Origin of the sequence: Rhizobium subbaraonis, from assembly GCF_900220975.1 — a bacterium.
Taxonomy (GTDB): Bacteria; Pseudomonadota; Alphaproteobacteria; order Rhizobiales; family Rhizobiaceae; genus Mycoplana; species Mycoplana subbaraonis.
On the sequence record NZ_OBQD01000004.1, the window covers coordinates 210,130 to 223,574 of the forward strand.

A 13,445-nucleotide genomic window follows, 5' to 3' on the forward strand; every position below is an offset into this window, starting at 1 on the left:
CGCCCGCAGTTATCCGGTAACGGGGATTTTTTTCGGTCGCAGCCGGAAGTGCCGAATTCCGCCAACGGCGGAAGATCGTCCCTACCCGGCGGTCGCGTCGGCGCTGGCCTCGATGCGCTCCATGTCGTCGTCGGACAGGCCGAAATGATGGCCGATCTCGTGGATGAGGACATGGGTGATGATATCGCCCAGCGTTTCCTCGTTCTCGGCCCAGTAGTCGAGGATCGGGCGGCGGTAGAGCGTGATACGGTTTGGCATCTCGCCGGTCTCGACGGTGAAGCGCTCCGAGATTCCGCGTCCCTCGAACAGGCCGAGCAGGTCGAAAGGCGTTTCCAGCGCCATGTCCTCGAAAACGTCGTCGCTGGGAAAATCGGAAATCTCGATGATCAGGTTGCCGGTGAGTGCGCGAAACTCGTCCGGCAGATTGCCATAGGCCTCGACAGCCAGCGACTCGAACGTGCTGATCGTCGGGGCGTGGCGATTCTGCCAATCTTCTGTCTGGTCGATGCGGGCCATGAGCACTCCTTTATGCGTCATATAGCACTTCGCGAACGCATTTCGAGTGATGAATTCCGGCGCTGCCGCTCAAGGCTTCGTGTAGGGGAATGCCCGCTGCTCTCTCGGAGATGAGGCGACGGCGCGAAAACGTCGACCAGCGCTCAGCGCTGACGCAGCGCCGTGACCTCGATCTCAATCAGCATTTCCGGCCTGATCAGGTCGCAGACGATCATGGTTGCTGCGGGCCGGATCTCGCCAAAGGCTTCGCCGAGGACCGGGAAGACGGTGTCGGCGAAGGATGCGTCGGTGACGTAGTAGTGGCAGCGCACGGCGTCTGCGAGCGAAAAGCCCGCCTCTTCGAGCGCCTTGCGGATGGTCGACAGACAGTTGCGGGTCTGCTCCTCGACACTATCCGGCATCTTCATCGTGGCATAGTCGTAACCGGTCGTGCCGGAAACGAAGCACCAGTCGCCCTGCACCACCGCCCGCGAATAGCCGGCGGTGCGTTCGAAGGGCGAACCGGAAGAGATCAGGCGTCGCATGCTCGCAACCTCGTCAGGCCCAGGGGCGAGCGGCTGCCGTCGCGTTCTCGTAGGCGTCGATGGACGCCGCCTTCTCAAGCGTCAGCCCGATGTCGTCGAGGCCGTTCAGCAGGCAGTGGCGGCGGAACGCGTCGATCTCAAACGAAATCTTGCCGCCATCGGGGCCGGAGATCTCCTGTGCCTCGAGGTCGACCGTCAGAACGGCGTTGGAGCCGCGGCTGGCGTCGTCCATCAGCTTTTCCAGGTTTTCCGGGCTGACGACGATCGGCAGGATGCCGTTCTTGAAACAGTTGTTGTAGAAGATGTCGGCAAACGAGGTCGAGATCACGCAGCGGATACCGAAGTCGAGCAGCGCCCAGGGCGCATGCTCGCGCGAGGAGCCGCAGCCGAAGTTGTCCCCGGCGACGAGAATGCTGGCGTTCTGGTAGGCGGGCTTGTTCAGAACGAAGTCCTGGTTGGGCGAGCCGTCCTCGTTGTAGCGCGCTTCGGCGAAAAGACCCGTTCCGAGACCGGTGCGCTTGATGGTCTTCAGGTAGTCCTTCGGGATGATCATGTCCGTGTCGATATTGACCACGGGCAGCGGCGCGGCGACGCCGGTCAGCTTGACGAACTTGTCCATGACGTGAACCTCGATTGCGATACGTATCGTTCCGGGCCTGCGTTTAGATCAGTTTCGCCGGGAAATGAAGGAGAATCTTGCGCGACGGAAGCCGAAGACGACCGAATCTTGCCCGTGGCGCGGCCACAGGTTCCGCTCAACGTTCGAGCGCCCGTTCCTTAGAGGTCGATGATCGTACCGCGACCATCGTTCCAGATGCGGGGTTCGCGCTGGCCGGGCTTGCCGGTGCGGGCATAGCACCTTGCTCGAACCGGCGCCGGCTGCATCTTGGCTGCGATCCAGCTGCCCAACATGATCACGGACGCGATGCCGGCAAGCGCAAGCCCGAGGGAGGCTGCGAATACCAGCGTCACGCCGGCGATAACGACGGCTAGGGTGGCGACGAAAATGGAGCGAATGCTGTGCATGATTGGCCCTTTCTCTGTCGTGAATGTGGGCAGTGAATGTGTTCATTACAAGGCTTTTGCAGTGGCCAGTGTGTCGCACCTCGCGCTGCCGCCAATCTGTCCTTGCCGGCGGGCCAATGTGCTTGCCCATCCGGCCGAACCGGGGCAGAAAGGCGACATGAACACGCCGTTTCGCAATCATCCGCTGCGCCCGCGTCGATCGCTCCTGTCCGTCCCGGCGAGCAATGCCCGGGCGTTGGAAAAATCGTCCACGCTCGCATGCGACGGAATCATCTTCGATCTGGAGGATTCCGTTGCGCCCGAAAGCAAGGCGGCGGCGCGCGGGGCGCTGACGCGGCATTTCGCCGACATCGACCGGGCTTCGCCCGTCGAACGCATCATCCGCATCAATTCGCTGTCCGGCAGCGACGGCCCTGCCGATCTCGAAGCGGTGCTTGCCTGCGGGCCGGACGCCGTGCTTCTGCCGAAAGTGTGCGAGCCGCAGGACGTGCTTGCCGTTGCCGACTGGTTCGCAGAGCAGGGGGCCGACGACAGCCCCCGGCTGTGGGCCATGATCGAGACTCCGTCGGCCGCGCTCAATCTGGCGGCGATCGCGGAGGCGGGGCGCACCAGCGGTGGCCGGCTCGACTGCCTCGTCGTCGGCCTTAACGATCTCAGGCTTGCGACCGGAATTGCCGACGTGCCTGGCAGGCCCTTCCTCGTGCCATTTCTGATGCAGGTTGTGGTTGCTGCGCGCGCTTCGGGGCTTGACGTGATCGACAGCGTCCACAACGGCTTTACCGACCTTGGAGCGTTCAGCGCGGAGTGCGAACAGGGCCGGCAGATGGGGTTCGACGGCAAGATGCTCATTCATCCCGCGCAGATCGAACCGGCAAACCGCGCCTACGGCGTTCAGGATGCGGCGGCAGACGAGGCCCGCGCCATTGTCTCAGCCTTCGCGCGGCCCGAAAATACCGGCAAGGGTGCGGTCAATCTCGACGGCCGCATGGTGGAACGCCTTCATCTCGACCAGGCCGAGCGCCTGCTTGCCAAGGTCGAACTCATTGCAAGAAAAGAGAACCGCACATGAAAGTCTATCGCTTCCTGACTGGCCCCGACGACGCCTCCTTCTGCCACAAGGTGACGCTGGCCTTGAACAAGGGCTGGTCGCTCCACGGCTCGCCGACCTATGCGTTCAACGCCGAAACGAAGCTGATGCAGTGTGGCCAGGCCGTGGTGAAGGAAGTGGAAGGCAAGGAGTACCATCCGGACATCAAGCTTTCGGAGCAGTGACGGCCGGCAGTGACGGGGCGCGCTTCAACCGGTCTGCTGATCGAATTTGATCCGCGCTTCCATCCCGCCGGCATGTCCCTCCGGCGGCGAGACCAGCTCCAGGCGGGCGTTCATCTGGGCAAGCAACCGCTGGGCAATGGATATGCCCAATCCGGATCCTTCGGCTGTGGTCCGGCCCCGGCCGAAGCGTTTGCGGATCATTTCCAGCTCCCAATCGGCCAGCAGCGGACCGCCGTTGATGATGCGGACGGTTCCGTCCCGTTCCAGCCGCACGTCGATCGGAACATCGGGATCGCCGTGAACTAGGGCGTTTTCGATCAGGTTGCGAAGCGCGATGGCGAAGCCATCCTCGCTTGCTGGCTTGCGCAGCACGGCGCCTTCGGCGCGATGGAACTGCAGCCGTCCGGCGCCTTCCGGGTCGCGCTGGAAATCAAGGACGACGAGTTCCAGAACGCGGGCGAGATCGACCGGTGTGCTGACGGCGCCGACGCCGGCCTCGGCGCGCGCTAGCTGCAACAGCTTCTCGGCGAGATGGCTGAGCTTGACGAGTGAGGCCTCGACCTGGCGGGCGCGCGCCTTCCTTGGGCCGCCCGGCAGTTCGTCGATCAGCACCTGGGTCTGCGCCAGCGCGCCGGCAATCGGCGTGCGCAGCTCATGGGCGCTGTTGGCGGTGAACTCCCGCTCGGCCTCCAGCGCAGCCTTCAGCCGGGTGAGGAGCAGGTTTACCGAGCGCACGATCGGCAGCAGTTCACGCGGCATGCCTTCGCGCGCAATCACCGCCAGATTGCCGCCGTCCTTGCTCGCAATGCTCTGCCTCAAGGCATCGATCGGTTTCAGCGTCCGCCGCACGATGTACCAGACGAGCGCAACGCTGGCAGGCACCAGCAGCAGAACGGGCAGGAACAGGGCCATCGAGCCTTCGACCAGCGCTTCGCGCCGGTTGGCCAGCGCATCCGCGACCTGCAGATAGAGCTTTTCGCTGCCTTCGGTCGTGGCCGTGTAAAAGCGGTAGTCGGAACCGCGCCAGAAGCCGCGTCTAAGGGGAGCATCGAATCCGGCCTCCGGCGCATCGTGCGAACGCAGCAGCACGGCCCCCTTCTCGTCGCGCAGTTGGTAGATCAGGTATTCCTCGCCCGATGCCGGCACGACGCCTTCGAAGCGGAGGTTCGAGCCCGGTTCGTCGCCGCTCTCGACGTCGTCGACCACCAGGATCAGCAGCCGCTCGGCCGTTTCCTGCAGCGAGCTGTCGAAAACCTCGCCGAATTCCTCCTGCATGACCATCGCGCCAAGTGCGGCGGCGAGCAGCCAGAAGCCCGCCAGCGCCCCTGACAATGCCAGCGTCAGCCTTCGGGTAATGCTGCGTTCGCTCATGCCTGCAGTCCGAGGCGGTAGCCGACGCCGCGGACGGTCAGAATATGGTCGTGCCCGAGCTTCTTGCGAACGCGACTGACATAGACCTCGACAGTGTTGCTTTCGATCTCGGAGCCGAAGGCATAGAGCGCTTCCTCGATCTGCCCTTTGGAGACGGTGGCACCCGGACGGGCCAGCAGGACGTCGAGGACGGCCCATTCCCGGCCCGAAAGGACGACCTCGCGGCCGTCTGCGACGATCCGCCGGTCTGCCGGGCCGATTTCCAGTGCGCCCAGCCGGATCACGGGCGAAGGATTGCCTCCGTAGCGCCGCGCCACCGCAAGCATCCGCGCCGAAAGTTCGCCGAGGTTGAAGGGTTTGACGAGGTAGTCGTCGGCACCGCTGTTCAGTCCCTCGATGCGGTCTGAAATCTGGTCATGCGCGGTCAGGATGATGACGGGTGTATTGCTGCCAACCTTGCGCAGCGCCTTCAGAAAGGCGATGCCGCTGCCGTCGGGAAGGCGCAGGTCCAGCAGGATCAGCCCATAGTTGACCGCCTTTGCGGCCGCGCGTGCATCTTCGAGTTGCCGGATCCAGTCGACCGCATGGCCATTCGCTGCGACATGGTCCCGGACGGCTTCACCGAGAATTGCATCATCTTCGATCAAAAGTACGCGCACGTCGCCCTCTTCCTGGAGCGCGCGCCAATTGCCGGCGCTTCCGGGGTCATCGTCACGATTTTCGTGGATGCAATCAAGTCGCCGCCCATCGCTTGGCATCGCGATCAGGTTGAGGATGTGGAGCGGCACCGCGAAGTAACGTCCAGCGCGGGGGCGTAGACGCTTGTCCGGACAGACATCATGCCAAGAACAGTGTGAAAGAGATTGTCGTGCGAGGCGGGCTCGTTCGCCCGCTCCGTGAGACATGCAAGGTCGACTGCAGCGCGGTCCTCTTCTCCCAGCCAGAGAAGGAAGGGAATGTGTGTCTGCACATCGGGAGCGATGACGTACGGCGCGCCGTGCAGGTAGAGGCCGCTTTCGCCGAGCGATTCGCCGTGGTCCGACATGTAGAGCATCGAGCCGTCGATGCTGGCGTCGCGCCGCTTCAGCTCGTCGATGATCGTTGCAAGCACGTGGTCGGTGAAGGCGATGGAGTTGTCGTAGGCGTTGACGATTTCATCCTGTGTGCAGTCACCGAGCTCCGCTGTGCGGCAATCGGGCGTGAAGCGACGATAGGTGTCGGGGTAGCGTTCGAAATAGGCAGGCCCGTGGCTGCCGAGCTGGTGTATGACGAGCACGCTGTCCCTCTTCACGCCGTCGAGCCACCTGCCCAGGCGATCGAGCAGGATCGCGTCCGTGCATTCGCCGTCCGCGCAGAATCGGGGGTCGGCGCTGTCGGGCATGAAATGATAGGTCACGCGGTCGGCAATGCCCTTGCTGCCCGTGTTGTTGTCCCACCATTCGGCGTCGATGCCTGCATGAGAGAGTACATCCATGGGGTTCTCCGTCTCGAGCCCCTTGCGATGGGTGTAGGTTTCGCGCGTGTAGACGGAGAACATGCAGGGCAGGGACACCGCTGTCGCCGTACCGCAACTGGTCGCGAAGGGAAAATAGACGACGTTGCGCGCCTCCAGCTCAGGATTGGTGGGGCGCCCGTAGCCGCCCAGCGAAAAGTTCTGTGCCCGCGCCGTTTCGCCGGCGACAACCACCAGGACGCGTGGCTTGCCGCCGGGCGGGGCCACGACGCGGGCATCCCTGCCCAACGGCTGGACGACGATGTTTTCCTCGCCGCTCGTGCGCGACACATAACGCACGCCGCTGACGATCGGGCCTACGGGGTTGAGGCTCGTCAGCCAGTCTCGATGTTCGCGGCTCGTGCTGATGATCACTTTCATCTGCGTCAGTGCCGCAATCGTCGCAACCAGCAGCAGCGGTACAACGAACATCAGGTTGCGCCGTGCCTTGGCGCGAAAGGGAAGGTGCTCCACCTTGACCCAGAGTATCAGCAGCGACGGCGCCACGCCGTACAGAAAGAGGTGCCAGACAAAGGCGGGCGTAATCAGGTTGCCCGCCTCCGCCTGCGTCGTCTCTGCCGCATTGCGAATCATGTCGACGCTGATGACGACCCCGAAGCGGTCCATGAACCAGGAGGCACCGGCGCTTGTCAGGACAAGGAAAATGAACAGCGGCTTCGTCACGAAGCGCATGGACAGGGCGATGCAGACCGCAACGAGCAGAGCGGCAAGGCCAATGCCGAAGACCGCCGTGGGCTGAACGGTTCCGCTGAAATAGGTGGCAGTCTTCTGCCAGAAGCTGTGGTTTGCCGTTGTGAGGATAAAGCCCGCGACGAGGAAACTGAACGGCACGGCGCCGATGACCGGACGCCATCCTCTCGCAGAGGGAGCAAGATTGCCCTCAAAAGTCGCCATTCCCGTTCCTCTCGATCCGTTTCGATCGCGGACCGGATGGTCTCGACCCGCGCCTGCATTGGGGCGTGGCCTGCCGCGACAGATATGACAGCCGTTGCCGGGGCCCGACATTCGGAGGCGAAATCTGTAAGGGGAAGCTGACAGCAGCCTGAACGGCGACGGAGGGGCGTTCGCAGTTGCTAGGGCAGGAACGGAGCGATCCTGCACAAGGTCGTGTTGCAGCGCAAAAATGCCTTGATTGATCATTTCGTGGGCGGCGTGCGTGCTTGACTCGTTTTTGTGCGAATCCTATGGATTTTTAAACCATTTGGTCAAAGTGAAGGGGAACGAAACATGACGAGCAGCCTCCTGATTAGACGCCGCACAGTTCTCGCCGGCGGCCTCGCTCTGAGCGCCAGCGCCTTCCTGCCGCAGGCGCGGGCGCAGGCGCCGCTCAAGGTCGCAGGCATCCATGCTTCCCCGGTCGAGAACGCCTGGAATTCGCGCCTGCACGAGGCGCTTCAGGCGGCTGCCAAGGATGGCGTGATCGAATACACCTTCTCCGAAGGGGTTTCCGGCACCGACTATCCCCGCGCGATGCGCGAATATGCCGAACAGGGCAACAAGCTGATCGTCGGCGAATCCTACGCCGTCGAGCGCGAGGCGCGGCAGGTGGCTGCCGACTACCCCGACACGGCCTTCCTGATGGGATCCAGCGGCGATGCGGCCGGCGACAATTTCGGCGTTTTTGGCACCTGGAACCATGACGGCGCGTATTTGGCCGGCATGCTGGCCGGCAAGATGACGAAGTCGGGCGTCGTCGGCTCCGTCGGCGCGATCCCGATCCCCGAAGTCAACATGCTGATCAACGCCTTTGCAGCGGGTGTCAAGGAAGTGAACCCCGACGCCAAGCACCTCGTTTCCTTCATTGGCACGTTCTTCGATCCACCGAAGGCGCGCGAGGCGGGCCTTGCGCAGATCGACGCCGGTGCCGACATCCTGTTCGGCGAGCGTATTGGCACGGCCGATGCCGCCAAGGAACGCGGCATCAAGTCGGTCGGCTCGCTGCTCGACTATACGCCGCGCTATCCCGATACCGTCTTTGCCAATGCCATGTGGTACTTCCGCCCGATCCTCAATGCGGCCGTCGCCGACGTCAACGCCGGCAAGCCGGTTGGCAAGAGCTACACCGCCTTCGGCCTGATGAAGGAAGGCGGCAGCGACATCGTCTTCGTCAAGGGCGTGGCACCGGCCGAGGCGGAAGCGGCGATGGAAGCGCGGCGCGCCGAGATCAAGGCCGGCACCTTCGAAGTGCCGATCATGATGGAAGAGCCGAAGTAAGCAGCGAAGCCCGTGCCCAGCGTCGAAAGCGAAACGACCGGGGATGCAACGGCTCTTGCCGGGGCGATCGCAAGAGGTGCGCTTTCGGCAGGCCAGGCCATGGAAGCGGCAATCGCTGCCGCTTCCAGCCATGCCGGCCTTGGCGCGCTCTGCAGGTTGGAAACCGACCAGGGCCGTGCCACAGCGGCAGCGCTCGAACAGGAGCGGATCGCCGATCCAAAGCGTTTCGCGGAGCGCCCTTTTGCCGGCGTGCCGACGCTGGCAAAGGATCTCGGCGGCCCCTTCGCCGGCTTTCCCGTGCGCGCCGGGTCGCGCATGCTGGACGGCAGGCTCGATTCCACGATGGATTCGGATCTTGCGGGGCGCTTGCGTGATGCCGGCTTTGCCCTGTTCGGCCTGACCACCACCCCGGAATTCGGGCTGTCGCTGACAAGCGAACCGGTGTGCGGACCGGTTTGCCGCAACCCGCTCGATCCCGGGCGCACCGCCGGCGGCTCCTCGGGCGGTGCCGCGGCGGCGGTCGCGGCGGGGATCGTTTCGATCGCGCATGCCACCGACGCTGGCGGGTCGATCCGCGTGCCGGCGGCGTGCTGCGGCCTCGTCGGGCTGAAGCCGACGCGTGGCGCCATCCCCGGCGGGCCGCTTTTCGGCAACCATCTCGGCGGCATCGTCGGCGAACTCGCCGTCTGCCGTTCGGTTCGTGACAGCAGGATGATCTTCGAGGCCGTGCGTGGCACGGCGAGAGGGCCTTTTGCCGACCCTGCCGAAGCTGCTCGCACCGCCGGTCCCTTGCGGGTGGGCGTGCTGGCGGAGACCGGCCCGGAGTTTCCGACCGATCCAGCGCGTAGCGGGGCTGTGCTCGAGGCTGCGGGCGCGCTCGAGAGAGCCGGCCACACACGCGTCGATCTCGACTGGTCAGACTTCGCTCCGCTGGTGTCCGCCTCATCGACCGCCTTTGCAGACATCATTTCGGTCAACCTCGCCGTATTGGTCGACGCCCTGTCGCTCGATTCCGGTCGTGCCGAGCTGCTGACCGCCGCCTTCGTTGAAAGAGGGCGGAGGATATCGGCGGCTGCCCTCTGGACTTCGCTCGACGCCGCGGTGCATGTGAGCCACAAGACTTGGGCGCTTTTCGACAGCCTGGACTGCCTTTTGATGCCGATGCTCGCCACCGCTCCGCTGCCGATCGGATCCTTCCCGTCCGATCACGACGATACCGACCTGCACCTCAGGCGTATGACCGCGTTTGCGCCACTCGCCGGCCTTGCCAACATCTCCGGCTTTCCGGCATTGACCCTTCCCTTCGGCGCGGATACCGAAGGCCTTCCGCTGCCGGTCCAGCTGATGGGTCCGATGGGGGCGGAGGGGCTTCTCCTGTCGCTTGCCGCCCGCCTGGAGGCAGAAGGACGCTGGCAGCATCGCTTTCCCGTTTCGGGGCTTGCCGCATGACCAACGACACCAGCGTCACTCCCGTCCTTGAACTCTCGCACATCAGCAAGCGGTTCGGTCCGATCGTCGCCAATGACGACATCTCGATCTCGCTGAAGCGCGGCGAGCTGCTGGCGCTGCTCGGTGAGAACGGCGCCGGCAAGACGACGCTGATGAGCATCCTCTTCGGCCACTACACGCCGGACGGGGGCACGGTGCGCGTCGACGGCGTCGAGCTGCCGCACGGCCGTCCGCGCGCGGCCATTCAGGCAGGCGTGGGCATGGTGCACCAGCATTTTTCGCTTGCTCCGAACCTGACCGTGCTGGAAAACGTCATGACCGGTACCGAGCCGCTCTGGTCGCTACGCTCGGGCACCGCCGCCGCCCGCCGCAAGCTTCTGGCGATCGCCGAGCGCTTTGGCCTCGGTGTTGATCCCGACGCCCGCCTCGGGGATCTCTCCGTTGGCGAGCAGCAGCGCGTCGAAATCCTCAAGGCCCTCTACAACGACGCAAGGATCCTGATCCTCGACGAACCGACCGCCGTGCTGACCAATATCGAGGCGGAACGGCTGTTCAGCACCCTGCGCGAGATGGCGCGGCAGGGGCTGTCGCTCATATTCATCTCGCACAAGCTCGACGAGGTAATGGCGGCTGCGGACCGGATCGTCGTCCTGCGTGGCGGCAAGGTGGCAGCCGAGCGCAAGGCGTCCGAGACGAACAAGGCGGAGCTCGCCGAACTGATGGTCGGCCACCGCGTCACACGGCCGAAGCGCGAGCCGACGACACCCGGAGAGACCGTGTTCGAAGCGTCCCGGCTGACCGTATCGAGTGGCGGCATCGAGCGGCTGAAGGAAATCGATTTCTTCCTGCGCGAGGGCGAGACGCTCGGCATCATCGGTGTTTCGGGTAACGGCCAGGCGTCATTGTCGCAACTGATGAGTGGGCTGGCAAAGCCCGCGACCGGCGAAATGCGGCTCTTCGGTGAGCCGGTCACGGCCCTCGACGTGCACGATCTCGTCGATGCGGGCATTGGCCGCATTCCCGAAGATCGTCACAGGCAGGGCGCCATCGGTGAGATGGCGATCTGGGAAAACGCGGTGCTGGAACGCATCCGCCAGCCGCTGTTTTCGCGCCGCGGCATCGTGGACCGCTCCGCTGGCCAGGCCTTCGCCGCGACGATCATCGAGGAGTTCGACGTGCGCGGGGGTACGCCCGCAAGCCGCACCCGGCTTCTTTCCGGCGGCAACATGCAGAAGCTGATCCTCGGGCGGAACCTCTATCGCCGACCGCGCATCCTGATTGCCGCCCAGCCGACGCGCGGGCTGGACGAGGGGGCCGTGGCGGCTGTCCACGCGCGCATCCTCGAGGCAAGGAAGCAGGGCACCGCCGTACTGCTCATCTCCGAGGATCTCGATGAGGTGATCGGCCTCGCCGACCGTATCCAGGCGATCGTCAAGGGCCGTCTGTCCGCCCCGATCGCCGCAGAACATGCCGATCCGCGCCGGCTCGGTTTGATGATGTCCGGGGACTGGACGTCCGGCGACGGCGTTTCCGGCGAAGGAAATTCCCATGCGCCTTGAACGCCGCGAACACCGGCCACTCGTCCTCGTCGTGCTCTCTCCGATCCTGGCGGTGGTCGCAGCGCTTGCCATTGCCGGCATGCTGATCGCCGCCGCCGGCGCGCCCGTCCTGGAAGCCTATGGCCGCATCCTCACCGGCGCGTTTGGTACCCGGCTGGCTGCGACCGAGACGCTGACGCGGGCAACGCCGCTGATGCTGACCGGGCTTGCGGCGGCGATCGCCTTCCGCGCGCGCCTGTGGAACATCGGCGCCGAGGGACAGTTCTACCTCGGCGCGATCATGGTGGCGGCGCTCGGCTCAAGCGCGCTGTCGGGCCTGCCCGGCCCTATCCTGATCCCTTTCCTATTCGCCGCCGGCGCGATTGCCGGCATGGCGTTGATGCTGGTGCCGCTGTGGCTGCGGCTGCGCTTCTCGGTCGATGAAGTGGTGACAAGCCTGCTTTTGAATTTCGTGGCGGTGCTGTTCGTCTCGATGATGATCGACGGGCCGCTGAAGGACCCGCTCGCCTTCGGCTGGCCGCAGTCGATGCCGGTCGCCGACCACGCGCTGCTGCCGAAGCTGGTCGAGCGCTCGCGACTGCACATCGGGCTGGTCGTCGCGATCGTCGCCGCACTCCTGGTCTACCTGCTGCAGGCGCGTACCGTCTTCGGGCTGCAGTCTCGCGCCGCCGGCCTCAATCCGGAAGGCGCGGTCTTCGCCGGCGTGCCGCTCGGTCGCACGCTGGTCAAGGTCGCCTGCCTGTCGGGCGGGCTTGCAGGTCTTGCCGGCGCGATCGAGGTCATGGGCGTAAAGAGCTATGTAACGACCGATCTTTCGCCGGGTTATGGCTATGCCGGCATCATCGTCGCGATGCTCGCCAACCTCAACCCGCTCGGGGTGATCGCGGCCGCGCTCTTTACCGCCACGATGTTCGTCGGTGCGGACGGGATGAGCCGGGCGATGGGCATTCCCACCTACATTGCCGACGTGACGGTGGCGCTGTCGCTGCTGACCATGCTGGTGGCTATCTTCTTCACCCAGTACAGGATCCGCCGATGAGTGCGTTTTTAGACATCATCGCCTCGGCGGGCCTCTGGGCGGCGGTGCTGCGCATCGCCACGCCGCTGATCTTCGGCACACTCGGCGCGCTGCTTTCCGAGCGCTCGGGCGTACTCAACCTCGGCATCGAGGGGATCATGACCTTCGGCGCCATGATCGGCTGGCTCGCCGTGTTCAATGGCGCGGACCTGTGGACGGGCATGCTGGTGGCGGCGCTGTCAGGCGCGCTGTTCGGGCTGGTGCACGCGGCGATGACGGTGTCCCTCGGCCTGTCGCAGCACGTGACCGGCCTCGGCATCACCTTGTTTGCCTCGTCGCTCAGCTACTATATTTTTCGTCTGGCGGTGCCGCTCGCCTCCACGCCGCCGACCGTGACGCCGTTCCAGCCGATTTCGGTGCCGGGCCTGTCCGACCTTCCCTTCATCGGTCCGGCGCTGTTCACGCAGACGCTGCCGACGTATCTTTCGATCGTCATCGCACTGCTTCTTGCCTACATCGTCTACCGCACGCCGCTCGGGCTCGCGCTGCGCATGAGCGGGGAGAACCCGCATGCAGCCGAGGCGCAAGGTGTCGACCCCATCCGGATCCGCTACGGCGCCATCATGGCAGGCAGCGCGCTGATGGCGATGGGAGGCGCGTTCCTGACGCTCTCGGCTTTCAACAGCTTCTTCCCGACCATGGTGCAGGGGCGGGGCTGGATCTGCATCGCGCTGGTCGTTTTCGCCTCGTGGCGGCCCGGCCGGGCGCTGTTCGGGGCGCTGCTGTTTGCCTTCTTCGACGCGTTCCAGCTGCGGCTCCAGACCGTTCTGGGCAACGTGCCGTACCAGATGTTCCTGATGATGCCCTATATTCTCTCGATCGCCGCACTCGCCGTGATGGCGCGTCGCGCCCGCGTGCCGCAGGCGCTGATGCAGCCCTACCGGCGCGGCGAGCGATAACCTTTCCGTCCCGCCATTTAATTC

General features: G+C 64.8%; 14 protein-coding genes. 7 read left to right on the top strand and 7 right to left on the bottom strand.

What is annotated here, in order from left to right:
• Nucleotides 1-81: 81 nt before the first annotated feature.
• The 4 genes from CRO48_RS07565 to CRO48_RS07580 all read right to left on the bottom strand — a co-directional run bounded on the left by CRO48_RS07565 (nt 82) and on the right by CRO48_RS07580 (nt 2,066).
• Nucleotides 82-516, bottom strand: a complete 435-nt coding sequence (locus CRO48_RS07565) for a metallopeptidase family protein (protein ID WP_097137793.1) — start codon at nt 514-516, stop codon at nt 82-84.
• Nucleotides 517-659: 143 nt separating this feature from the next.
• Complete coding sequence (locus CRO48_RS07570) at nt 660-1,040, bottom strand: RidA family protein (RefSeq protein ID WP_097137795.1); 381 nt, start codon at nt 1,038-1,040, stop codon at nt 660-662.
• A 13-nt stretch (nt 1,041-1,053) separates the two neighbouring features.
• Complete coding sequence (gene leuD / locus CRO48_RS07575; protein ID WP_097137797.1) at nt 1,054-1,659, bottom strand: 3-isopropylmalate dehydratase small subunit; 606 nt, start codon at nt 1,657-1,659, stop codon at nt 1,054-1,056.
• Nucleotides 1,660-1,817: 158 nt separating this feature from the next.
• The gene (locus CRO48_RS07580) at nt 1,818-2,066 is read right to left on the bottom strand and encodes a hypothetical protein (protein WP_097137799.1); all 249 of its coding nucleotides are present in this window, start codon (nt 2,064-2,066) and stop codon (nt 1,818-1,820) included.
• Between the two features lie 157 nt (nt 2,067-2,223).
• On the opposite strand from CRO48_RS07580, the gene CRO48_RS07585 reads away from it, so the two are divergent.
• Nucleotides 2,224-3,135: an HpcH/HpaI aldolase/citrate lyase family protein gene (locus CRO48_RS07585; RefSeq protein WP_097138048.1), complete on the top strand. Its 912-nt coding sequence runs from the start codon at nt 2,224-2,226 to the stop codon at nt 3,133-3,135.
• Nucleotides 3,132-3,338: a DUF1737 domain-containing protein gene (locus tag CRO48_RS07590; RefSeq protein WP_097137801.1), complete on the top strand. Its 207-nt coding sequence runs from the start codon at nt 3,132-3,134 to the stop codon at nt 3,336-3,338. The genes CRO48_RS07585 and CRO48_RS07590 overlap by 4 nt, the downstream gene beginning before the upstream one ends.
• A gap of 24 nt (nt 3,339-3,362) precedes the next feature.
• Here the strand turns inward: CRO48_RS07590 and CRO48_RS07595 are convergent, their stop codons facing one another.
• The 3 genes from CRO48_RS07595 to CRO48_RS07605 all read right to left on the bottom strand — a co-directional run bounded on the left by CRO48_RS07595 (nt 3,363) and on the right by CRO48_RS07605 (nt 7,116).
• On the bottom strand, nt 3,363-4,709 hold the full coding sequence (locus tag CRO48_RS07595; protein WP_097137803.1) for a sensor histidine kinase: 1,347 nt from the start codon (nt 4,707-4,709) through the stop codon (nt 3,363-3,365).
• Nucleotides 4,706-5,368: a response regulator transcription factor gene (locus CRO48_RS07600; protein WP_097138050.1), complete on the bottom strand. Its 663-nt coding sequence runs from the start codon at nt 5,366-5,368 to the stop codon at nt 4,706-4,708. The genes CRO48_RS07595 and CRO48_RS07600 overlap by 4 nt, the downstream gene beginning before the upstream one ends.
• 104 nt (nt 5,369-5,472) lie before the next feature.
• On the bottom strand, nt 5,473-7,116 hold the full coding sequence (locus CRO48_RS07605) for a phosphoethanolamine transferase (protein ID WP_097137805.1): 1,644 nt from the start codon (nt 7,114-7,116) through the stop codon (nt 5,473-5,475).
• A gap of 333 nt (nt 7,117-7,449) precedes the next feature.
• Between CRO48_RS07605 and CRO48_RS07610 the strand changes: the two genes are divergently transcribed.
• The 5 genes from CRO48_RS07610 to CRO48_RS07630 are packed head-to-tail and all read left to right on the top strand — an operon-like array spanning nt 7,450 to nt 13,421.
• Nucleotides 7,450-8,436 (top strand): BMP family protein, encoded by a 987-nt coding sequence (locus tag CRO48_RS07610; protein WP_097137806.1) that lies wholly within the window; start codon nt 7,450-7,452, stop codon nt 8,434-8,436.
• A 12-nt stretch (nt 8,437-8,448) separates the two neighbouring features.
• The gene (locus tag CRO48_RS07615) at nt 8,449-9,885 is read left to right on the top strand and encodes an amidase (protein ID WP_245423456.1); all 1,437 of its coding nucleotides are present in this window, start codon (nt 8,449-8,451) and stop codon (nt 9,883-9,885) included.
• The gene (locus CRO48_RS07620; RefSeq protein ID WP_097137808.1) at nt 9,882-11,444 is read left to right on the top strand and encodes an ABC transporter ATP-binding protein; all 1,563 of its coding nucleotides are present in this window, start codon (nt 9,882-9,884) and stop codon (nt 11,442-11,444) included. Before CRO48_RS07615 ends, CRO48_RS07620 begins: the two co-directional genes overlap by 4 nt.
• Nucleotides 11,434-12,483 carry an ABC transporter permease gene (locus tag CRO48_RS07625; protein ID WP_097137810.1) on the top strand — a complete coding sequence of 350 codons (1,050 nt, stop codon included), beginning with the start codon at nt 11,434-11,436 and terminating at the stop codon, nt 12,481-12,483. Before CRO48_RS07620 ends, CRO48_RS07625 begins: the two co-directional genes overlap by 11 nt.
• Nucleotides 12,480-13,421 (top strand): ABC transporter permease, encoded by a 942-nt coding sequence (locus tag CRO48_RS07630; RefSeq protein WP_097137811.1) that lies wholly within the window; start codon nt 12,480-12,482, stop codon nt 13,419-13,421. The genes CRO48_RS07625 and CRO48_RS07630 overlap by 4 nt, the downstream gene beginning before the upstream one ends.
• The last annotated feature ends 24 nt before the right edge of the window (nt 13,422-13,445 follow it).